The organism is Ruegeria sp. CDSA077 (genome assembly GCF_059612265.1).
In genome coordinates this window covers 1,321,336-1,342,324 of sequence record NZ_JBXWQG010000001.1, presented here as the reverse complement: position 1 = coordinate 1,342,324, position 20,989 = coordinate 1,321,336, and the positions used below count along the sequence as shown (strand labels likewise).

Sequence of the window (20,989 nt, the reverse complement as noted above, 5' to 3'; positions counted from 1 at the left end):
CATCTCTCATATTGATGGCAGGTGAGGGGGGCGTTTCCATGACCAAAGAGATTGTTCTGATCCACGGAGCCTTTGCCGGACCGTGGTGTATGGCCGATTACGCAGAATTCTTTCGCGACCGGGGCTGGATGGTGCACACGCCCGCTCTGCGGTACCATGGTGGCGATCCCAAGGCCGAACCCGATCCGGGGCTGACCGACACCAGCGTGACGGACTATACAAATGACATTGCCGACTTTGTTCAGAGGCTGGACAGCAAACCGGTTATTCTGGGCCATGCCATCGCGGGCGTTGTGGCGCAGCAGGTGGCAGCGCGCGGCTTGGCCAGCGCCATCGTTCTGATCAACCCGAACGCGCCGTGGGGCACACTGCCCGAAACCGACGACGAACGCGCCGTTCCGCGTGCGTTGATGGAGGGCGGGGCGTTCTGGAAACAGCCCATGCGCGTTGAGTTCGATCTGATGGCGCCCTTTGCGCTGAACAAGATGCCCGAGGCGCAGCAGCACGCGGTGTTCGACCAGCTGGGTGCCGAAAGCGGGCGGGTGATGTTCGAGATGTTCTTTTGGATGTTCGACGACCACCACGCGATGAAGCTGGATATCGACAAGGTCGACTGCCCGGTTCTGATCGTATCCGGCACCGAGGATCGTGCCGTGAACCCAAACACCTGCCGCACGTTGGCGAAGCTCTACGGAGACCGCGCGACGTTTCTGCCGGTCGAGAACCACGCGCATTTTCTGTTCATGGAGCCCGGGTGGGAGGGGCCAGTCGGGCAGATTGCGGAGTGGTTGGATGGGGTGCCGGTGATGCCGGGCTGAAGCCCGGCCTACGGATAGTGGAGACGTACTAAACTATTCACACAATGCTTGATGCAAAGCATCAAGCACGCGCTCGACCCGCTCCTTAAGGCGGGCGCGGAGCGTTTTGGGCAGCGCTGAGAACATTCAGCTACTTCAGTGTTTTCCAGTCCAACTCGCCTCAATGGCCACGATACGATCGTCTTCTGCCAAACCGACATTGAAGGCGTACCCGCCGATTCCGTAAGTGTTTGCAAAAATATGAAACAATAAGCTTTTGCGCGCCATGTATTGGGATTTGAACTCTGCACCGCTCCATTTGGCGGAAAGGCCTTGCACCGATTGAGTTTCATATCGTGGTTTGTAGCTTTCAGAAAATGATCTGTTTGGCCCTTTTGTTCTGAAGCCATGGTAACCAAACCAGTCTCTTAGAACTTCCACGTCCCCTAAGCTGCGCGCGATGCGGAAAACGCAGACTTCGGCAGCATGATCGAACCCCACGCGATCCCAATCGATCAATAGCAAGTTTGGTTTTTCTTTGAGCTTCTCGCTCCTTACAAGGCAATCGCGTACATCGGAATATCTGTGTATGGAACGTCGATGACTTGCCCACTTGTTGCTGTTTTCATCAACGACATACCCGGAAAACATGTAAGGATCGGTGGTCTGATTGGCTAAATGACCGAATTCGACTACGCAGCTATCGTCTGGGCGGCAATGCTCCCAAACATCCTCTCGGTTGCTTTCTGACAGTGCAGAAAACCCACTGCCGAGCCAAAAAATTATTGGTGTGCAAGCATTTAAAGACACTAGGAGCTTCGCCAACTACTTCACCGATACAACTAAAAAGGTTGATGAATTTAGTGTGCTCAGTCTAAAGCGGTTCCAATTTGATGCTAGTCAGGTATACCCGACTGGATAGGCGAGCAAATTCAGAACTCAGAGTCACCCAGCACCCATTGAGAAAGAACTAGATTTCTTCCTCAAACATCCAACTCCTCCACAAACCGCGCGTTCTCCTGAATGTATTGGAACCGCAGTTCGGGTTTTTTGCCCATCAGACGCTCGACCAGGTCGCCGGTCTCGCCGGGTTCGTCCTCGTCTATTGTGACGCGGATCAGCTTGCGGGAGGCCGGGTCCATTGTGGTCTCTTTCAGGTCCTTGGCGTCCATTTCACCCAGACCCTTAAAGCGGGACACGTCGATCTTGCCTTTGCCGCCCAGACCTTTTTCCATCCATGCGTCGCGCTCGGCCTCGTCCAGACAATAGACGCGTTTGGCGCCTTGCGTCAGGCGATACAGCGGCGGGCAGGCGAGGTAGAGGTGGCCCGCGTCGATCATGGGCCGCATCTGGGTAAAGAAGAACGTCATCAGCAGAGCCGCGATATGCGCGCCGTCAACATCCGCGTCGGTCATGATGATGATCTTGTCATAGCGCAGGTCGTCGACGTTGAAACGGGTGCCGAGGCCCACACCCAGCGCCTGGGTCAGATCGTTGATCTCGGCATTGGTGCCCAGCTTGGAACTGGCCGCGCCCAGCACGTTCAGGATTTTGCCGCGCAGGGGCAGCAGCGCCTGTGTTTTGCGGTTGCGGCCCATCTTGGCCGAGCCGCCCGCCGAGTCGCCCTCGACGATGAATAATTCGGTGCCGTCCCGTGTTGAACTGGAACAGTCCACCAGCTTGCCGGGGAGACGAAGTTTCTTAGTGGCGGACTTGCGTTGCGTTTCCTTTTCAGCCCGTCGGCGCAGGCGCTCCTCAGACCTTAGAATGAGGAAGTCGAGGATCGCTCCGGCGGATTTGTTATCCGCGGCCAGCCAGTTGTCGAAATGGTCACGGACCGAGTTTTCGACCAACCGCTGAGCTTCGACCGTGGCGAGGCGGTCTTTGGTCTGGCCGACGAATTCAGGCTCGCTGATAAAGCAGGACACCAGGGCGCAGCCGCCGGTGATCAGATCGTCGCGGGTAATCTGCGCGGCCTTTTTGTTGTTGATCAGCTCGCCGTAAGCTTTGATCCCCTTGAGAACAGCGGCCCAGAACCCCGCCACATGGGTGCCGCCTTCGGGCGTGGGGACGGTGTTACAGTAGGATTGGATGAACCCGTCGCGTGAGGGGGTCCAGTTGATCGCCCATTCGACCTTGCCGGGGGCGTTGAATTTTTCGCGGAAATCCACGGTGCCGGCAAAGGGCTGGTCGGCATAGGTGGACGAGCCGTTCATCGTCTCTTTGAGGTAATCCGACAACCCGCCGGGAAAGTGGAACGTCGCCTCGGTCGGGGTTTCGCCGTCGTCGATGGCGGTTTTCCAGCGGATTTCGACGCCCGAGAACAGATAGGCCTTGGAGCGGATGGATTTGAACAGCCGCGCGGGTTTGAATTTGTGGTGGCCAAAGATGTCGGGGTCGGCATGGAAAGTTACTGTTGTACCGCGCCGGTTGGGGGCAGCGCCGACCTTTTCGACGGGGCCCTGAGGTACTCCACGCGAGAAGCGTTGTTCGAACAGCTGTTTGTCCCGGGCCACCTGAACAACCATGGAATCCGACAAAGCATTGACCACAGATGCGCCAACCCCATGCAGACCGCCCGAGGTCTGATACGCCTTACCCGAGAACTTGCCGCCCGCGTGCAATGTGCACAGGATGACCTCAAGCGCGGATTTGTCGGGGAATTTCGGGTGCGGATCGATCGGAATGCCGCGCCCATTGTCGCGCACGGTCAGGGCGTAATCTGCATGCAGTTCGACCTCGATCCGGTTGGCATGGCCTGCCACCGCTTCGTCCATCGAGTTGTCGAGGATTTCAGCGACCATATGGTGCAGCGCACGCTCATCCGTGCCGCCGATATACATGCCGGGGCGTTTGCGAACAGGTTCAAGACCTTCGAGCACCTCAATGGATGAGGCGTCATAGGTATTGGTCGCTTCGGGCGTCAACAGATCGTCGGGCATATGGGCTGCTCTTGTTTTTGAGTTTCCCCCTATTATGGCAGGTGATGTGGTCCGGGGGAAGGGGGACGCGAGGTGTTGTGGATGGTTTGGGTCTTGGAAGCGCGAGGAGTAGGAGCGATGCTTTGGAATTGGACGTTCTGTGGTGTCTGTCTTTGGCTAAGCACAGACATACAAGCGAATACGTCAGGCAAAGCTACCCGTAAATGAGTGAGGTATCAAAGAGACAACCAAAGCATTCCGTCCTTGTAACCGCCGCGTATTGGTTTTCTGTCGTTTAGAACATCTTGGTGGTCATCAGCCCAATCGCGGAATCGGTCATTCGTAACGATGGTGGCTTGATAATCCCTGGCGGCTTGCAAGACTAATGGGTCTGCTGGTGTTCCTTTTGGAGCGACCATAACGCGATCTCTCGGTAGCCTAAGCTTGGACGCCAGATATTTGTCACTCATGTATCGATCAGAAATTTTGTATCCCACATTCGCATCAAAGACCACTCCGGGCGTTAGCCCTGCTTTGGTCAGTGCGATCGTGACCTCGCGAACGGTCTCGATACTTGGAACATCGTCCTTCCAGTGCATGACGTTTGATCCGTCAACGACGGCCCACTTTCTTGCTTTTTGAAAGCGCTTCAGCCAGTTTTTGAGCAGCAATATCACACTTGCCAATGCGCAGGGCCCAGCCAGCAATACCCAATCGGTGAGCCCGGGTTGCGTCAATGCGACGACGGTGCCTATCCCGGAGAGCACGAAGACAGAACAGAGTATGCGCAATTCCAGAATCTCTTTCGCAAAATTGATAGTCTATGTAACTGAAGCGAATAAAACACCGAAATGAAAATTAAAATATAGTGGGGCCCGGGGCGACGTGGTGTTGGGATTGGCGCTATGTGCAGCCCAAAACGTTGTATAAAAATCCCGAACCTTGTGTATCTATCTGGTTCGATGCCCCGAGGTGCTAAAAGTTCTGCTTTTTACCTCGCAACGCTCAGTTTTCGCTTCTAGTCTTTTCGCGAAGCTGAACAACAGTAACAGGGCATGCCAAATGAGCTGGATCAAAACCATTCCTTTCGAACAAGCTACGGGCAAGCTGCGCAAGCTGTATGAGCGGGTGACCGGCCCCGACAACAATGTCGACAACATCATGATGGCGCATTCCCTGCGGCCGCATTCGATGGAAGGACATATGGCGCTGTACAAGAATGTGCTGCACCATTCGGCCAATCAGATTCCCAAGTGGTTTCTCGAAACTCTGGGTGTCTGGGTCAGTTCCCTGAACCACTGCGGGTACTGTGTCGAGCATCATTTCAACGGGTTGCAAAAGCTGTTAGGCGACGAAGTGCGCGGTAATGCAATCCGTGCCGCGATCGAAGTTGGGACACCCGAAAGCGCACCATTGGAGGCTGCTCAGGTTGCGGCCATGCTGTATGCGCGCAAGCTGACGCAGGCCCCTGCAGAATTGGTGGAAGGTGACATCGCCGCCCTACGCAAGGCGGGGTGGGATGATGGAGAAATCCTCGAGATCAATCAGGTCTGCGCCTATTTCGCCTATGCTAACCGCACCGTTCTGGGGCTGGGATGTTCCACCGATGGTGACATTCTGGGGCTGTCCCCCAATAACTCGGCTGATCCTGCCGATTGGGGGCATAAATAGGCCTCAGCCGTCTGTCCACTCAATGATTGCCTGTGCCAATGCTTCGGGCTTCTGGTGGTGTAACCAGTGATCTGTGCCCGGAATATCGACTCGTGTGAGGTCGGGCGCGAAATCTTCCAGACCGTCTGTCGTCTCGGGCAGCAGCGCTTTGTCATCGGAGCCCCATAGCAAAAGATGTGGGCAACGAACCATCAGCCGCTCGACCGGAAGCCGGGGCAGGTCTGTGCAGGGCTCGCCCGGTTTCGCCACAACCAGCGGAGAGGCCCGATACCAGTTCAGCATGGCATTCAGACGACCGGGACGGGCCCATTCAGTGCGATAGTCCTCCATCCGGTCGTCGGACAGCCAGTCCAAGCCCATCCCGTGGCGAAAGAAACTTTCCAAGCGGGTAAAATTGTTCGCGGCAAAGTGTGTTGCGGCATCAGGGGCCCGTAGCGCGTTAATATATTGAGAGGCCGCGGATTGTGCGCCGCCCGATGCCATAGCCCGTTGGAAGGGCACCGGGTGAACGCCGTTTGCGATGATCAGACGACCGACGAGATCTGGGCGGATCATGGCCAGGCCATAGGCGACCGCGGCGCCCCAGTCATGGCCCAGAACACTGATTGGCGTATCCAGACCTTCGACAAGTGCGATCATATCCGAGACCAGCTCGGACGTGGCATATTGGCCGACACCTTCTGGTGCCCAGCTTTGGCCGTAACCGCGTTGATCAGGGGCAATGCAATGGAAATGAGATGCCAGATGCGGCGCCAGATCGGCCCATGCCCCACCATATTCCGGAAAGCCGTGCAGCATCAGCAAGGGTGGCAGGTCGGATGACCCCCAACGGCGAATATGAAACCTCTGGCCATTCAGGATCTGAAATCGGGTTTCCATGTTTCTTGGCCTTTTCGCCGTATAAGTGAATTTGGTTTGACCCCAATCAAAGCGCGAAAGCTTCGGTTCTGCTAGCCGTTTTTTCGAACAGTGAAAAAAAGGAGAATATGTATGGATGCAGCTGCGCAACCCGAGCAAAATCTACCACGCGTGAATGACGAAACACCTGTTGCAGGTGCTGTTTCCGAGCCAAGCCCGGAAAAGATCCGCAAGGCATTCGAAAGCGGAAGATATCCCTATCATCGCAAGATGCCCCGGCGGGTCTATGAGGCCGAGAAGGCCAAACTGCAGGCTGAATTGCTTAAGGTTCAGCTGTGGGCGCAGGAAACCGGTCAACGGTTCGTATTGCTGTTCGAAGGGCGCGATGCGGCTGGTAAAGGCGGTACAATCAAACGGTTTATGGAACACCTGAACCCCCGTCAGGCGCGCGTGGTCGCCCTTAACAAACCCACCTGGGAAGAAAAGGGCCAATGGTACTATCAGCGCTATGTGCACGAGCTTCCCACCGTTGGTGAAATGGTGTTCTACGACCGCTCTTGGTACAACCGCGCCGGGGTCGAGAGGGTGATGGGGTTCTGTTCTCCGAACGAGTACCTAGAGTTTATGCGCCAGACGCCAGAGCTTGAACGGATGTTGGTGAGGTCGGGAATTCAGCTTTACAAATACTGGTTTTCGGTCACGCAACCCGAACAACAGCGGCGGTTTCAAAGCCGTGAGACCGATCCGTTGAAGCAATGGAAACTATCTCCGATCGACAAGGCAAGCCTTGGCAAATGGGATGACTATACCGAGGCGAAAGAGGCGATGTTCTTTTATACAGACACCGCTGATGCGCCCTGGACTATCGTGAAATCGAATGACAAAAAACGCGCTCGTCTGAACTGTATGCGCCACTTTCTGTCGACACTTGATTACCCGGACAAGGATCACGGCATTGTTGGCGAGCCCGATCCTTTGATCGTGGGTCAGGCGCATCATGTGATCCACCGATCCGAGCATATTCTGGGCAACGCGCTGCATCCTGACGCCCGCTGCTAGGCCTAAGGTTCGGGGCAGGGCACCTGTCCCGGATCGATGTCTCACTCTGAAATTTCTCTGTTCCGGTCTTGTCCCGGCCTTTCCCCGGGCCTATGGCTGGTGGAATGAATAAGGTGATGACATATCAAGGCCATTTCCGTGCCATTGCCGTCCTGGGCCTGCCATTGGTTGGCGGGCATCTGGCGCAGTTCGCAATCGGTCTGACAGACACGATCATGCTTGGCTGGTACGGGGTCGAAGCTCTGGCGGCGGTCACGTTGGCCAGCAGCTTTTACTTTGTCCTGTTCCTGTTCGGGGGCGGGTTCGGTCTGGCCGTTATGCCAATGGTGGCAACAGCCGCTGCCGAAGACGATGAAACCAGCATTCGCCGTTCGACCCGCATGGGGCTCTGGTTGTCGTTGCTATATGCAGCAGTGGTAATGCCATTGCTGTGGTGGTCATACCCGATCTTGATCGCCACAGATCAGGATCCACAGGTGGCAGAAACTGCATCGGAATACCTGCGGGTTGCAGGCTGGGGTCTGTTCCCCGCTCTGGTGGTAATGGTCTTGAAGTCCTACCTTGCGGCGTTGGAGCGAACCCAGGTTGTTTTGTGGATCACTGTTGCAGCTGCGGTGGTGAACGGTCTGACCAACTATGCTTTGATCTTTGGCAACTGGGGTGCGCCTGAACTGGGCGTGATGGGCGCCGCTATCGCTTCGGTCGTGACGCAGACCGTGTCGTTAATTGCGGTTATCATCTATGCTGTAAAAGTTCTGCCCGAGCATAGCCTGTTCCAAAGGTTTTGGCGGCCCGACTGGGAGATGCTGCTGAGCGTTCTGAAGCTAGGCATACCCATCGGGCTGACCCTGCTGGCCGAAGTGTCTCTGTTCGCGATGTCGGCCTTTATGATGGGCTGGATCGGTCAGGTGCCGCTGGCGGCGCATGGGATCGCTCTGAACCTCGCCTCGGCGACATTCATGGTGCATCTGGGCCTGTCCAACGCCGCCACGATCCGGGCGGGCAATGCGCTTGGCCGCAAGGACCGCGCGCATCTGGAAAAAGGAGCCGTCGCCGTGACAGGGATGTCTCTTGTGGTGTCTATCCTGACAATCATCCTGTTCCTGACCTGCGCCGAGCCTCTGATTTCCGTATTTGTGGAACCGCAGGATCCGAAACGCCCCGAGATTCTGGCCATAGGTACCGGGTTGCTGGCCATGGCTGCGTTGTTCCAGCTGGTGGACGGTGCACAGGTGATCGCGTTGGGCCTTTTGCGCGGATTGCAGGATGCCAAGGTGCCAATGGTCATGGCCGGGCTAAGCTATTGGGTCGTCGGAATTCCGGCGTCCTACTATTTTGGGTTCATCCGCGGCATGGAGGGCGTGGGTGTCTGGTTGGGCCTTGTGCTGGGTCTTGCCTGTGCCGCCGTACTGTTGATGGCGCGCTTCTGGTTACGATCAGTGCGTATGATCGCTGAACCGGCAGCGTGAAGGCAAATTAGCCTTTGTTCAGCCGGTCAGCTTTCTTCCGAACCAATACGCTGCGCAGATCATGCATCGCCAGTAGTAGCCGGTCCGTAACGTCCTCGAGCTGTTGGTCAGTCGCTTTGGACTGGGCCCACTGTGTGGTTAGGTTCAGATAGTCCACCGCGCGGTGAATATCGTCGATATCGCGCTGCGCCAGAAGATCTTTACGTTCTGCCATCCAGCGCTCGATTTCGGCCTGATCCGCCTCAGTCAGAGCGCGCTGACCCTGCGGCTTCACCTCTCCATTGCGGATGTTGATGACCGCGATCTGGTTCATTTCAATCCGACGTTGGCGGTTTTCCGTGTCGATCCGGAAAACCGCGGCACCGTTTTCGCGTATGCGGAAATAGTACTCAGGCAATTCGGCAGTCATAAGGTCTCCGATCAGGTCAGCGAAGCACAAAACCTCTGAATGCGCGTGCAGGCTTCGGTCAGCGCTTCATCTGACGTAGCATAGCTGACGCGGAAGTTGGGGGACAACCCAAACGCAGCGCCGAAGACGACTGCAACGTCAGCCTCTTCCAAAAGCGCGGTTGCGAAGGCTTCGTCTGTGTCGATCAAAGTGCCCGCAGGCGTGGTCTTTCCGATCAACCCGGAAATGGAAGGGTAGACGTAAAACGCACCTTCAGGAGTTGGGCAGGTCACTCCTTCGATCTGGTTCAGCATGCTGATGACCAGATCACGGCGGCGTTTGAACGTTTCATTGTTCGGGGCCAGAAAGGACTGTGTACCGTTCAGCGCCTCTACCGCCGCCCATTGGCTGATCGAGCAGGGGTTCGAGGTCGATTGCGACTGAACCTTGCGCATTGCCGCAATCAATTCGGCAGGCCCTGCTGCATAGCCAATCCGCCAGCCAGTCATCGCATAAGCTTTGGATACACCATTGCAGGTCAGGGTGCGGTCATAAAGCCTGGACTCGACTTCGGCCGGTGTGCAGAATTCAAACCCGTCATAGGCCAGATGCTCGTACATATCATCTGTCATTACCCAAACATGCGGGTGCCTGATCAGGACATCGGTCAAAGCTCTCAATTCCGCCCGGCTATACCCTGCACCGGTTGGGTTGGACGGAGAGTTGAAGATGAACCATTTGGTCTTTGGGGTAATAGCTGCCTCAAGCTGTTCAGCGGTTAGTTTGAAACTGTTCTCCAGGGTCGTTTCAACTGTCACAGGCGTTCCCCCGGCCAGAAGAACCATATCGGGATAGCTGACCCAATAGGGCGCAGGTATGACCACCTCATCGCCCGCGTTCATGGTGGCCATCAGAGCGTTATACAACGTCTGCTTGCCACCGGTTCCGACCGAGATCTGAGCAGGCGTATAATCCAGTCCATGATCACGTTTCATCTTGGCGCAAACCGCCTGCTTCAGCTCTGGTATGCCATCGGGCGCGGTGTATTTGGTCTTTCCAGCGGCGATGGCCGCCACCGCAGCATCCTTGATATTCTGGGGCGTGTCGAAATCTGGCTCTCCGGCGCTTAGGCCAATTACGTCTCGTCCGGCTGCCTTTAATTCGGCCGCCTTGGCTGTCATCGCGATTGTTGGAGATGGTTTTACGCGTGACAGTGTCGCAGACAGGAAACTCATGGTCGGCCTCAGTTTGTATGTTTAGCCTGACTGTCATAGGGTGCGCCCGAACGACGATCAAGCGATATAAAACAAGAGATTTGGAGACCCCGATGAACGACGAAAATGACTGGTACGGACCCGACGCGGCGACATTCGGAGACCGGCTGGCAGGGGCGCGTGAAGCAGCGGGGATGACGCAGGCACATCTGGCCCGCAGGCTGGGTGTCAAGAAGTCTACGATTGCCGCCTGGGAAAATGATCTGTCTGAGCCCCGGGCCAACCGACTGTCGATGATGGCAGGCATGATCAACGTTTCGATCATGTGGCTTCTCACCGGCGAGGGCGACGGGATGGACGCCCCTGTCGAGGCTGGAGAAAACGCACCTGACCTGGCCGGAATCGTATCCGAGCTTCGTTCAATCCGAGGCGAGATGCGCGCTAGCGCCGAGCGGGCTGCAAGGCTGGAGAAACGTGTGCGCATGATGCTGGAGGCGGAATAGTGGCCGAACCGCGCAATGTCAGGATCAAACGGATGAAAATGCGTTCCATGCGACGCGGCATCAAAGAGATGGATCTGATTCTGGCTGCCTATGCAGACCGCAATCTGGACTCCATGGATGCAACAGGGCTGGATGTTTACGACGCCCTGTTGCACGAGAATGATCAGGACCTGTATCAATGGGTCACCGGTCAGGTCCTGCCACCTACCCAATTCTCGGACCTCGTTTCCGAAATCGCACAAACCTTTCAAAAATAAAGATTATCCGGCTTAACTGATTTTTCGGCTTTTCGCTTCATTCTGCCTGAAACTGCGCGAATGAATCGGAGGATCGTATGAGTTTGGAAATGCAGGTCTCCGCGCCGGGGGTCAAAGGCTTCATGACCAGCTATCTTGAGGCACTTGCTCTGGTTGAGCGGCTTCATCGTTTGTTGTTGGATGTCATCAAAGATGAGTTTGAACGGGTCGGAGTTCTTGAGATCAACGCGGTTCAAGCGTTGCTTTTGTTCAATATCGGAGATCATGAGGTTACCGCTGGTGAATTGAAAAGCCGCGGCTACTATCAAGGCAGCAATGTCAGCTACAACCTCAAAAAATTGGTCGAGATGGGGTATATGCACCACCAGCGTTGCGAAATAGACCGCCGATCGGTGCGTGTCCGGTTGACGCCACAGGGCCGCGAAATCCGCGATATCGTCTCCGAGCTGTTTTCGAGACATGCCGAAGGCCTACAATCGCGCGGCGTGCTTGGACAGGAAGGGATCGAAGAAATTACCGGAGCATTGCGGCGGGTAGAACGGTATTGGACGGATCAGATCCGCTATATCTACTGATGCTTGGTCGGCCTCCGTCCCGCATCCGATAGGGTCAGGCCTTCAAGTTCGCGGATCAGTTTACGGGTCATTGCTTCTTCGTAATCGTCAAAGCCCAGGGCAACCTCGACAAAGGCGCCGGGGCCAAGGATGACCCATGCTTTGAAATAGGCCAGCAGCTCTCCGACCTGAACATAGCGGGTGCTACCGATGTCACGGTCGTCGGCACCGATGACCAGTCCATTGATCGTGATACCGTCGCCAGAGAGCGTCTGTTTCGCATTTCTTGGATGCAGGCCGATATTGTGCTTTCCGTCCCCCGACAGATCCAATGTCCGCTTCCAGCAATCGGGTTTCTGGCCCAAAAGCTCGGCACCGAACAGCATGGCGGCCCCGACGGCGGTTCCTTGCGGAGCGCCGCTGCGTTTCACATGGTCGAGCAGGGTGGCTATGCGCTCCAGATCGAGGTCCGATTGTACTGCGGTCCAGCTCAATAACAGGCGTTGGTGGCCGGGTTCGCTCCACTCATAAATCGCGATGTGTACCGGGTTTGCTGTGTTTGAAAGAAAGAGTTGCTTAATCTCGGGCCTGCGCAAAGCACCTGCCAAGCCGCCAAGCTGCAACCGGTATTCCGAGCTGTCGACTGATCCCGACACATCCAGGCCCAAAGCTAAAGCATGGCGGCATTCTGATGCCGCAGAGGTGGCCAATATGCTGACTATCGTTGCAAGCGCACGTATCATCGCTGGCCGGGGCCCGACAATGCGCCGATCTGCATACCTTTTAGTTCGCGTTCAAGTTTGCGCCGCATGGCGCGTTCGAAATCCTGGAACCCGTCGGCGATTTCCAGAAACGCGCCGGGGCCGTACAGGACATTGTTTTCAAAGAAGGGAATCAGGTACAGCTCGCCTTCGAAGTCGGCGGCATTAATGACCAGGCCATTCACAATCGTATTCTCAAAGGGAAAATGCCGATAGGCGGAATCCGGGCCATATCCATCGTTGTTCGAACCGTCACCTGACAGATCAATGGTTTGAAAAAGACATGTCGGGGCCTGCTGCATCAGCGTCGCCCCAAAGGCTAGCGCATATCCCATCGCCGTGGCCGAGTCGCTGTCTGATCGGACCGATTGCTGTATTGTGGTCGCTGCCACCAGCAAATCGGTCTGCGTGTTGATCATCGTCCAGCCCAGTATGATGTGCTGAACGTCCCGGCCGCTCCATTCATAAACAGCCAGCGCGACCGGCATCGGCGAGGAAAAGAAGGCCTCGGTCACCTCGGGGGCAACCAACGCTGCGGCAAGGCCCTGCCTTTGCAGCGCGTCCTCTTCTGCGCTTACCGATGTTGAAATGTCCATTGCCAGCGCAAGCGCAAGGCGACAGGGCTCGGCCCGCAGGGGGCTGGCTAAAAAGGCTACGCCCAGTGTGATCAACCAGCGGATCACCAGTGCCCGGTGCTTTCCATGCTGGCCCAGGGTTCGGCCGGTTCCAGTGCATCACCGTTTTGTAGCAACTCTACCGAGATATTGTCGGGTGACCGCACAAACGCCATTCGGCCGTCGCGCGGTGGCCGGTTGATCACGACTCCATTGTCCTGCAGGTGCTGGCAGGTTTCATAAATATTGTCGACTCCATAGGCGAGATGGCCGAAATGGCGGCTGTCGTTGGGCAGATCGTCATCCCCATCCCAGTTATAGGTCAACTCGATTGGTCGATCCTCTTGCCCAGCGGGAGCCATGAAGATCAGGGAAAACCGCCCCTGTTCGCTGTCATAGCGGCGCGTTTCCTTAAGGCCCAGCAACTTGTAAAACGCCATGGATTTGTCCAGGTCCTTCACGCGAACCATGGTGTGGAGGTAAGTGAGCCCCATTGCGGGTTCCTTTCTGTTCCGGTGATGCCCTGCACCTTAGCGCGCGTACATCACGTGTCGAGAGGCCGCGCGGACACAATTCTGAAAATGCAAATGTGGGCGCACATATCGCGGTTCCTGTCTTTTGATTGGCGATATATAGTGGCAGGCGACTCATTGCTGGAAAGGAAATTTCATGCCGCTGTCCTCTGACCAACTGGCCGAGATCGAAGCGCAACGGGCGCAATCGCATCCAACACGCCGTGTTGTAGCTGCGGGGATGGAGGAACACCTGTACACGGCGCATCAGGTTCTGGACCACGGTTTTGTGCGCGTGATCGACTATATGGGTGATGACGCTGCGATTTGTCAGGCCGCACGCGTGTCCTATGGCAAGGGCACCAAATCAGTGCAAAATGACGAAGGGTTGATCCGCTATCTGATGCGGCACTGGCACTCGACCCCGTTTGAGATGTGCGAGATAAAGTTGCACGTCAAGTTACCGGTTTTTGTCGCGCGACAGTGGATTCGGCACCGGACAGCGAATGTGAATGAATATTCGGCGCGCTATTCGATTTTGGACCGTGAATTCTATATCCCGGCACCCGAGCACGTGTCCGCGCAGTCCGAGATCAACAATCAGGGTCGCGGCGATACGTTGCAGGGCGAAGAAGCCGCGCGCGTCCTTGAGATATTGAAAGCTGATAGCGCGCGTTGTTATGACAATTACGAGGCGATGATGGGTCAGGACGGGCAGCAAGGGCTTGCGCGTGAACTGGCGCGGATGAACCTTCCGGCGAATATCTACACGCAATGGTACTGGAAGGTTGACCTGCACAACCTGTTCCACTTCCTGCGTCTGCGCGCGGATCCTCATGCCCAATACGAAATTCGTGTTTACGCCGATGCCATGTGCAAGATCGTCGCTGATTGGGTGCCGGCCGCCTATAAGGCGTTTGAAGATTACCGCCTGGGTGCGGTCAATCTTTCCGCCCAGATGGTCGACAGCCTGCGTCGGATGTTGGCCGGAGAGACGGTCACTCAGGAAAACTCGGGCATGACCGGGCGGGAATGGCGTGAGTTCGAGGCGATCATCAAGGAAATCTGAGTGCGCTTGCCGTCTGTCTATACGGGGCGTCATGAAATGGTTGCGATCGTTTCATGACACTTTCAGTTTTGATCAAAACCGGTTGTCTGACCCTGTTCCTGCCTTGCGTGGCACAGGCCGAGTCCCCCCATCGTCGATGGTGATTTGCGAACCCACGGCTACATGCACCAAAAACTTGCGCTCCAGTTCACCTCTGAGCGGGCAAGAGCCGGGATGTGCGATCCTGAACAACTTATAGAAGTTTGGACTAGATAATCCGGCAACTGGACGATGGTGGTCACCTATGCGACCAGTACGTCCTGTATCGTGCCATGTGGCAAAATTGAACCACGCGCCCCGAAAGCAGCAGGGCGCGAGAATAGGCACTTCACTTTCGATGGCCAACGGCCTGAAATTGGCCGTTGTCCTGATTTTCGTACCCGCAGTAACGGGATTTTACAGTGGCTTCAAATCTGAAGCCATTTGTCGGCCGTCACGTCCGTCTTCCAGTTCGTAAGCGACCTTCTGATTGTCAGCGAGTCCGGTAAGACCAGATCTTTCAACGGCCGAGATGTGAACAAATACGTCCTTGCCGCCTTCATCAGGGGCAATAAACCCATAGCCTTTGGTGGTATTGAACCATTTCACGGTGCCAGTTGGCATTTCCCGTGTCTCCTTCTACTTGCACGTTGTCCCACAAAATTGGTGGGGGTAGCGATTGACGTAACCGCAACACATCACCGTCTCGTCCACACGACACGGCCCGAATTACGTGTTTCGTCTTTTTCAACATTGCACGGTGAAGTAAAAAATCAAGAAATACCGGAATACACTGGCGAATTTGCCCATTATCAAGATCGAAACAGGAGCAGCCCGAAAATGCGCGTATATGGATTGAAGACTTGCGATACTTGCCGTAAGGCTTTGAAATCGCTTGAGGGTTCGGATTTTATCGATGTTCGCGCGCAAGGTGTGCCGGATGCGGTACTGGCGCAGGCCCTAAAACGTTTCGGCGAGGCTTTGCTCAATACTAGGTCGACAACGTGGCGCGGGTTGGATGCAGAGCAGCGCAAAAAAGAGCCGCTGGAACTCTTGCAGGAACACCCAACCTTAATGAAGCGACCGCTTGTTGAGAAAGACGGTGCACTTTATCTGGGCTGGACGGCTGAAACGCAGGCAGCCCTTGGCGTTGGCTGAGTGGGTACTTATGTGGTTGGTCGCAAGCTAGAGGGTTCTAAATGCGTAACGCAGCGATGATTTTAGGGGTAGTTGCCGGTCTGATCGGCATGTTGGTCGGGTTTGTTGGCTATGGATATGTCGAGTTGATCGACAGGTTTGGCGAAATCGACGGGATTGCCGAGCAGGTGGACAATGCGCAGTTGATCCGAACCGCGGCGATCCTTGCGCCTTTATTGGCTATTGCGGGCGGGGCGATGGCACATGCCCGCGCTCTGATTGGTGGCGTGTTGCTGCTGATTTCTGCGGCTGGGATGTATTATGCGTTCGGGTTCAATGTGTTCACCATGTTCCCGGTCGCCTTTGCCGCCGTGGCGGGTCTCCTTGGGCTGGCCGCGGGTAAACCGGACGAGCCCAAGGCACATTTCTGAGTTACTTCAGGCGCAGGATGCGATCGATCGAGATCGGGCCTGCGCCGTTTATCGCGATGACCAGAAACAGGAAAGTCCACATCACGCGCTGATCCATCAAAGTAAGTGCGTTGTCGAACAGGCCTCCCAATTTGACGCCATGACCGGTCACGTCGACAATGGTCTGGACCCAAACAAACCCAATCATCCCAAGGGCTGCCACCCGGGTCAGCAGGCCGACCAGCAACAAGGCTGGTAGGACAAATTCGGCGACTGTTCCCAGAAAGATTACGACGCGTTGGAAAAAAGTCATCTGGGTTACGTCATAAAGTACGGCCTCTGCCGCTTTGGGGAAAATCTGCCCAAACGCCCCCGCTGACGGAGAGAAAATCGACCCGTCGATTTTCAGGGTGGCTGAGTTCCAGTAGTAGACAAGCAACACGGCAACAAAGACAAGACGCGCCAGGGTTGGTGTCAGCCAGTTGGCCGAGCTGTCGATCCGTCCCAGGACGTTGTTATGAAGAGAGATCAGGGCAGTCATGTTGCCAGCCTTTCAATAGTCACAGAAGTGATAGCGCCGCCCTGTAACAGCAGCGCCAGAGTGGCCCCAAGATCAAAATCCGGGGTGGTTTCGGTAGTGTTTTCAAATGCCTGTCCGATTGTGTTTCCGGCCTTCATCGCGGCGATCCAACCCGCCCCGCCTTGCGGCAGGGCCTGAGGAACAGGATCATATTCGCGGCGCGTGATCAGGGTATCTTCAGCACCAGCTTGGGGTTTCGGTGCGCCGTCTTCGGTATTGAACCGCCATATCGAAAAGATGGGCCAGTCCGAGCGCAAGATTTGCATCGAAGGTGCGAATTCCAATCGGGCCCGGAACAGATCTTCGGGTGGCACGGCTAACGCGTCGTCCGACGCTGGCACGCTGTCCGCCGCGTGGTAAGATCGGCGAAGGGCCAGTTCCAGTCGCGCCACATCGGGCAGGTACCCGATATGCGACAGCTGATCCATCCCGGCCAGGAAATCCGGAAACGCTTCGCCATAGAACATCATCAACGGCGAGGTCGGTGGGTGGCTGCGCAGAAAAAGCCCGGCCAACCCGTCCATGTTTTGCGAACCCAGCAACTTGGCGATAACCGGGAAGGCTTGATGCATGGCTTCGGTCAGCGAAACGGCAACATTGTTGCGATAGACACTGAAACGCCGTCCCGCCGGCTGATCCGACGCGTCTACAAGGCCCTCAGGCACCGACATGGCTGGATCCAGCAAAGCAAGGTGAAACTCTTCTTGCGACACGCTCATGCTGGAATGCGGTCCAGTGCCGCTTGGGCGCGATCGGCTTCTGCGCGCAAGACAGGCCAATCAGGGACGTCGGTATCCCATTCCACAAGAACAGGTTTTGGTCCCGATTGTTCAAGCACATAGTTCAGAAGCGCCCAAACCGGATCAACCACTTCTCGTCCGTGGCTATCGATCAGCAAGGGAAGCCCGTGGTCGTCTTCATCCTCATCATGCCCGCCAAGGTGGATCTCACCAACCTTGTCCAGCGGATAGGCGTCGATATAGCTCTGCGGTGAGAAGTCGAGATTTGTCGCCGATACGAAAACGTTGTTCACATCCAGCAAGAGCCCGCATCCGGTGCGGCCCGAAATTTCGCGCAGGAAGTCTGGTTCGGACCACGTACTTTCATCAAATGCTAGATAGCTTGACGGGTTTTCAAGCAGCATCTGTCGCCCAACGACATTCTGAACTTGGTCGATGTGATCGCAAATCCGTGCAAGGGTTGCGTCGGTATAGGGCAGGGGCAACAGATCATTCAGGAAGTGGCTGTCATGTGTCGACCAGGCCAGATGTTCGGAAAAGCTGGCGGGGTTGAGCCAGCCGACGAGGTGTTTCAAGCGGGCCAAGTGGTCTGTATCCAGCGGGCCTTCTCCGCCGATGGACAGGCCAACGCCGTGGACGGAAATCGGGAAGTGTTCCGACAAGTGCCGCAGCTGTGCCAGCGGTCGGCCACCATCGCCCATGTAGTTCTCGGCGTGGATTTCCAGCCATGCGACCGGTTGCGGGTGATCCAGAATCTGCTGGAAATGCTGAGGCTTATAGCCGACGCCTGGTGCCGCAGGCAGCCTGTTCGATCGGATTGTGCTGTCCAGCATCTGGTAACCTCGCGGTCTTGAAAAAAGAGGCGGGCGATTCTTGCCCGCCCCTCAGATTTGGCAAAAACTCAGGCTTATGCCGGCAGGTCACGCTCCAGCGGCTCGAGCGATCCCTTGCGGGCAGCGCCGTCAGCTGACTGAGGCAGGTCGATATCGGCGCAGGTGCCGGCATCTACCAGCGTCCAGGCATTGCCCTGATAATCAACAGTCGAGGTGCCCGCGCACGTGGTGCCGGGACCGGCGGCACAATCGTTCTGACCGGCCAGAGAAACGCCATAGCACTTTTCTTTGGCTTGTGCGGATGCGGTTGTGGCCATGCCTGAAACGGCTGCGGCTACGGCGCTTGCGATGACAAGGGATTTAGCGGTGTTCGACATCTCGGTTATCCTTTTGATGACTGCGTATGTCTGTGTTCGACAATGACAAAGGTAATGGGTTGCAGGTCACAGTTGAATTCACGAGCCTGTGTCTCACGAGCCCGTCAATGACTGTCATGACATCTTGCAAACTAATAGTTTGTTTTAGAAGAGATAAAACACAAATGTTTCAATCCGACCCCTCAGAGGGGGCCGGATTTTGTGCAATTTGCCGCTGATTGTTACAGCAGGTCGGGCGGCGTAGCGGCCCGCGACAGTTCATTTGTTACAGCCTCAAGCGGCTGCACTTGTGTCTGTTTCTCACCAAGACGACGGACACTGACTGTGCGGTCCTCAACTTCACGGTGACCGACGGCCAGAATGACCGGAACTTTGCCGACCGAGTGTTCACGAACCTTATAGTTGATCTTTTCGTTGCGGATGTCCGCCTCGGCTCGGATACCTGCGGCCTTGAGTGTCTCAACCACTTCCTGCACGTAACCGTCAGCCTCGGAGGTGATCGAAGCGACCACGACCTGACGCGGGGCCAGCCAGAAGGGCAATTTGCCCGCGTGTTCTTCGATCAGGATGCCGATGAACCGTTCGAACGAACCCAGTGTTGCACGATGCAGCATGAAGGGGCGGTGCTTCGATCCGTCCGCGCCAATGAAATTGGCGTCCAGCCGCTCGGGCAGGTTGGGGTCCACCTGAAGGGTGCCGCATTGCCAAGTACGGCCGATCGCGTCGGTCAGGGTGAATTCAAGCTTGGGTCCGTAGAAGGCGCCTTCGCCTTCGAGAAGCTCATAGTCGTATCCTGCGGCCTTGCAGGCGTCACCCAGGGCTTTTTCGACCAGATCCCAGCTTTCATCCGACCCGATGCGCTTTTCCGGGCGCGTCGAGAGCTTGATGGTCCAATCATGGAAACCGAGATCGGCATAGACCTTCGACAGAAACGCGATGAATTTTGCAGTTTCAGATTCGATCTGATCTTCGGCGCAGAAGATATGCCCATCGTCCTGGGTAAAGCCGCGCACCCGCATGATACCATGCAGCGCGCCAGAGGGTTCGTACCGCGCGCAAGACCCGAACTCGGCCATGCGCAGAGGCAGATCGCGATAGGATTTCAGACCCTGATTGAACACCTGCACGTGGCAGGGACAATTCATCGGCTTCAGGGCGTTCACGGCCTTTTCACGGGCATGTTCCTCGTCGACTTCGACGATGAACATGTTTTCCTGATACTTGTCCCAGTGGCCCGAGGCTTCCCACAATTTGCGGTCAACAACCTGCGGTGTGTTGACTTCGACATAGCCGTCACGCTCCTGCATGCGGCGCATATAGTCCTGCAGGGTGGTATAGATCTTCCAGCCATTCGGATGCCAGAAGATCTGGCCGGGAGCTTCTTCCTGCATGTGGAACAGGTTCATTTCGCGGCCCAGCTTGCGATGGTCACGCTTGGCAGCCTCTTCCAGCATGTGCAGGTGCGCTTTCAGCTTTTCCTTGCCGGTAAAAGCCACGCCATAGATGCGTTGCAGCATCGCGCGGTCGCTGTCACCGCGCCAATAGGCCCCGGCGATGGACATCAGCTTGAACGCATCGCCCGGAACCTGGCCGGTATGCTGAAGGTGCGGGCCACGGCACAGGTCCTGCCAGTCGCCATGCCAGTACATGCGCAACGGCTCGTCGCCCGGGATGGCGTCGATCAATTCGACCTTATAGGGCTCGTTGTTTTCGGTGTAGAAATCAATCGCGCGCTGACGGTCCCAGACCTCGGTGGTCACGGTGTCGCGCTTGTTGATGATTTCCTTCATCTTTTTCTCAATCGCGCCGAGATCTTCGGGCGTAAATGGCTCGGCCCGGTCGAAATCGTAGTACCAGCCGTTTTCGATGACGGGGCCGATGGTGACTTTAGTGTCGGGCCAGATTTCCTGCACGGCGCGGGCCATGATATGGGCGAGGTCGTGGCGGATCAGCTCGTTTGCCTGATCTTCATCTTTCATGGTGTGCAGGGCGATTTCGGAATCAGATTCAATGGGCCATTGCAGATCCCAATGCTGGCCATTCACCGTGGCTGAGATGGCCTTTTTGGCCAGTGAGGTCGAGATGTCGGCGGCCACCTGCGCAGGGGTTACACCCGCGTCATAGGATCGTGCATTGCCGTCAGGAAAAGTGAGAGAGATTGACTGTGCGTCCAAGGCCATGGCTGGCTCTCCTCGTCGGTTTGGCGCCCACTGAACGCCCGGTTGCGGGTTATGTTGTGTTCGCTTC

25 protein-coding genes are annotated in these 20,989 nt (G+C 56.2%); 10 read left to right on the top strand and 15 right to left on the bottom strand.

Annotated features, from left to right (window positions below; all coding sequences use genetic code 11):
• Positions 1 to 38: 38 nt before the first annotated feature.
• Entirely contained in the window at positions 39 to 818 is a 780-nt protein-coding gene (locus AC2FLE_RS06750) for an alpha/beta hydrolase (RefSeq protein ID WP_496695948.1), read from the top strand.
• 135 nt (positions 819 to 953) lie between these two features.
• Here the strand turns inward: AC2FLE_RS06750 and AC2FLE_RS06745 are convergent, their stop codons facing one another.
• From AC2FLE_RS06745 to AC2FLE_RS06735, 3 genes are all read right to left on the bottom strand, one after another.
• Positions 954 to 1,622 (bottom strand): hypothetical protein, encoded by a 669-nt coding sequence (locus tag AC2FLE_RS06745; protein WP_496695946.1) that lies wholly within the window; start codon positions 1,620 to 1,622, stop codon positions 954 to 956.
• A 158-nt stretch (positions 1,623 to 1,780) separates the two neighbouring features.
• Positions 1,781 to 3,739, bottom strand: coding sequence for a DNA topoisomerase IV subunit B (gene parE / locus AC2FLE_RS06740; protein WP_496695944.1), 1,959 nt, complete (start codon positions 3,737 to 3,739; stop codon positions 1,781 to 1,783).
• Positions 3,740 to 3,954: 215 nt separating this feature from the next.
• Positions 3,955 to 4,509, bottom strand: a complete 555-nt coding sequence (locus AC2FLE_RS06735; RefSeq protein WP_496695943.1) for an NYN domain-containing protein — start codon at positions 4,507 to 4,509, stop codon at positions 3,955 to 3,957.
• A 271-nt stretch (positions 4,510 to 4,780) separates the two neighbouring features.
• On the opposite strand from AC2FLE_RS06735, the gene AC2FLE_RS06730 reads away from it, so the two are divergent.
• Complete coding sequence (locus tag AC2FLE_RS06730; RefSeq protein WP_496695941.1) at positions 4,781 to 5,389, top strand: carboxymuconolactone decarboxylase family protein; 609 nt, start codon at positions 4,781 to 4,783, stop codon at positions 5,387 to 5,389.
• 3 nt (positions 5,390 to 5,392) lie between these two features.
• On the opposite strand, the gene AC2FLE_RS06725 is transcribed toward AC2FLE_RS06730, so the two are convergent.
• Positions 5,393 to 6,268, bottom strand: a complete 876-nt coding sequence (locus AC2FLE_RS06725) for an alpha/beta fold hydrolase (protein ID WP_496695940.1) — start codon at positions 6,266 to 6,268, stop codon at positions 5,393 to 5,395.
• A gap of 111 nt (positions 6,269 to 6,379) precedes the next feature.
• Between AC2FLE_RS06725 and ppk2 the strand changes: the two genes are divergently transcribed.
• A complete protein-coding gene (gene ppk2 / locus AC2FLE_RS06720; protein WP_142632960.1) occupies positions 6,380 to 7,306 on the top strand; it encodes a polyphosphate kinase 2 in 927 nt (308 codons plus the stop codon).
• Positions 7,307 to 7,422: 116 nt separating this feature from the next.
• Positions 7,423 to 8,775, top strand: a complete 1,353-nt coding sequence (locus AC2FLE_RS06715) for an MATE family efflux transporter (protein ID WP_282021853.1) — start codon at positions 7,423 to 7,425, stop codon at positions 8,773 to 8,775.
• A gap of 7 nt (positions 8,776 to 8,782) precedes the next feature.
• Here AC2FLE_RS06715 and AC2FLE_RS06710 read toward each other — a convergent pair whose 3' ends face one another.
• Both AC2FLE_RS06710 and AC2FLE_RS06705 read right to left on the bottom strand, forming a co-directional pair.
• Positions 8,783 to 9,184 carry a hypothetical protein gene (locus tag AC2FLE_RS06710; protein ID WP_271947903.1) on the bottom strand — a complete coding sequence of 134 codons (402 nt, stop codon included), beginning with the start codon at positions 9,182 to 9,184 and terminating at the stop codon, positions 8,783 to 8,785.
• A gap of 11 nt (positions 9,185 to 9,195) precedes the next feature.
• Positions 9,196 to 10,398: a pyridoxal phosphate-dependent aminotransferase gene (locus AC2FLE_RS06705; RefSeq protein ID WP_496695937.1), complete on the bottom strand. Its 1,203-nt coding sequence runs from the start codon at positions 10,396 to 10,398 to the stop codon at positions 9,196 to 9,198.
• A 92-nt stretch (positions 10,399 to 10,490) separates the two neighbouring features.
• On the opposite strand from AC2FLE_RS06705, the gene AC2FLE_RS06700 reads away from it, so the two are divergent.
• The 3 genes from AC2FLE_RS06700 to AC2FLE_RS06690 all read left to right on the top strand — a co-directional run bounded on the left by AC2FLE_RS06700 (position 10,491) and on the right by AC2FLE_RS06690 (position 11,712).
• Positions 10,491 to 10,880, top strand: a complete 390-nt coding sequence (locus AC2FLE_RS06700; RefSeq protein WP_142632968.1) for a helix-turn-helix domain-containing protein — start codon at positions 10,491 to 10,493, stop codon at positions 10,878 to 10,880.
• A 32-nt stretch (positions 10,881 to 10,912) separates the two neighbouring features.
• Entirely contained in the window at positions 10,913 to 11,137 is a 225-nt protein-coding gene (locus AC2FLE_RS06695) for a succinate dehydrogenase assembly factor 2 (protein ID WP_282021852.1), read from the top strand.
• A 77-nt stretch (positions 11,138 to 11,214) separates the two neighbouring features.
• On the top strand, positions 11,215 to 11,712 hold the full coding sequence (locus AC2FLE_RS06690; protein ID WP_496695935.1) for a MarR family winged helix-turn-helix transcriptional regulator: 498 nt from the start codon (positions 11,215 to 11,217) through the stop codon (positions 11,710 to 11,712).
• On the opposite strand, the gene AC2FLE_RS06685 is transcribed toward AC2FLE_RS06690, so the two are convergent.
• The 3 genes from AC2FLE_RS06685 to AC2FLE_RS06675 are packed head-to-tail and all read right to left on the bottom strand — an operon-like array spanning position 11,706 to position 13,560.
• Positions 11,706 to 12,434: a DUF1194 domain-containing protein gene (locus tag AC2FLE_RS06685; protein ID WP_496695934.1), complete on the bottom strand. Its 729-nt coding sequence runs from the start codon at positions 12,432 to 12,434 to the stop codon at positions 11,706 to 11,708. The two genes, AC2FLE_RS06690 and AC2FLE_RS06685, sit on opposite strands and share 7 nt — an antisense overlap.
• Entirely contained in the window at positions 12,431 to 13,135 is a 705-nt protein-coding gene (locus AC2FLE_RS06680) for a DUF1194 domain-containing protein (RefSeq protein WP_496695932.1), read from the bottom strand. Before AC2FLE_RS06680 ends, AC2FLE_RS06685 begins: the two co-directional genes overlap by 4 nt.
• Entirely contained in the window at positions 13,132 to 13,560 is a 429-nt protein-coding gene (locus tag AC2FLE_RS06675) for a VOC family protein (RefSeq protein ID WP_142632976.1), read from the bottom strand. The genes AC2FLE_RS06680 and AC2FLE_RS06675 overlap by 4 nt, the downstream gene beginning before the upstream one ends.
• A gap of 175 nt (positions 13,561 to 13,735) precedes the next feature.
• Between AC2FLE_RS06675 and thyX the strand changes: the two genes are divergently transcribed.
• Entirely contained in the window at positions 13,736 to 14,647 is a 912-nt protein-coding gene (thyX, locus tag AC2FLE_RS06670) for an FAD-dependent thymidylate synthase (RefSeq protein WP_496695930.1), read from the top strand.
• Positions 14,648 to 15,082: 435 nt separating this feature from the next.
• Here the strand turns inward: thyX and AC2FLE_RS06665 are convergent, their stop codons facing one another.
• Positions 15,083 to 15,289, bottom strand: a complete 207-nt coding sequence (locus tag AC2FLE_RS06665) for a cold-shock protein (RefSeq protein WP_142632979.1) — start codon at positions 15,287 to 15,289, stop codon at positions 15,083 to 15,085.
• Between the two features lie 216 nt (positions 15,290 to 15,505).
• Here AC2FLE_RS06665 and AC2FLE_RS06660 point away from each other — a divergent pair, with 216 nt between their 5' ends.
• Positions 15,506 to 15,823: an ArsC/Spx/MgsR family protein gene (locus tag AC2FLE_RS06660; RefSeq protein WP_142635075.1), complete on the top strand. Its 318-nt coding sequence runs from the start codon at positions 15,506 to 15,508 to the stop codon at positions 15,821 to 15,823.
• Between the two features lie 41 nt (positions 15,824 to 15,864).
• Complete coding sequence (locus AC2FLE_RS06655) at positions 15,865 to 16,233, top strand: hypothetical protein (protein WP_142632981.1); 369 nt, start codon at positions 15,865 to 15,867, stop codon at positions 16,231 to 16,233.
• A 1-nt stretch (position 16,234) separates the two neighbouring features.
• Here AC2FLE_RS06655 and AC2FLE_RS06650 read toward each other — a convergent pair whose 3' ends face one another.
• The 5 genes from AC2FLE_RS06650 to thrS all read right to left on the bottom strand — a co-directional run bounded on the left by AC2FLE_RS06650 (position 16,235) and on the right by thrS (position 20,922).
• Complete coding sequence (locus tag AC2FLE_RS06650) at positions 16,235 to 16,753, bottom strand: hypothetical protein (protein WP_496695928.1); 519 nt, start codon at positions 16,751 to 16,753, stop codon at positions 16,235 to 16,237.
• Positions 16,750 to 17,511 carry an HvfC/BufC family peptide modification chaperone gene (locus AC2FLE_RS06645; RefSeq protein ID WP_496695926.1) on the bottom strand — a complete coding sequence of 254 codons (762 nt, stop codon included), beginning with the start codon at positions 17,509 to 17,511 and terminating at the stop codon, positions 16,750 to 16,752. The genes AC2FLE_RS06650 and AC2FLE_RS06645 overlap by 4 nt, the downstream gene beginning before the upstream one ends.
• Entirely contained in the window at positions 17,508 to 18,365 is an 858-nt protein-coding gene (gene bufB, locus AC2FLE_RS06640; protein WP_496695924.1) for an MNIO family bufferin maturase, read from the bottom strand. The genes AC2FLE_RS06645 and bufB overlap by 4 nt, the downstream gene beginning before the upstream one ends.
• Before the next feature lie 74 nt (positions 18,366 to 18,439).
• Positions 18,440 to 18,742 carry a BufA1 family periplasmic bufferin-type metallophore gene (locus AC2FLE_RS06635; protein WP_142632987.1) on the bottom strand — a complete coding sequence of 101 codons (303 nt, stop codon included), beginning with the start codon at positions 18,740 to 18,742 and terminating at the stop codon, positions 18,440 to 18,442.
• A gap of 221 nt (positions 18,743 to 18,963) precedes the next feature.
• Entirely contained in the window at positions 18,964 to 20,922 is a 1,959-nt protein-coding gene (gene thrS / locus AC2FLE_RS06630) for a threonine--tRNA ligase (RefSeq protein ID WP_496695922.1), read from the bottom strand.
• Positions 20,923 to 20,989 lie beyond the last annotated feature (67 nt).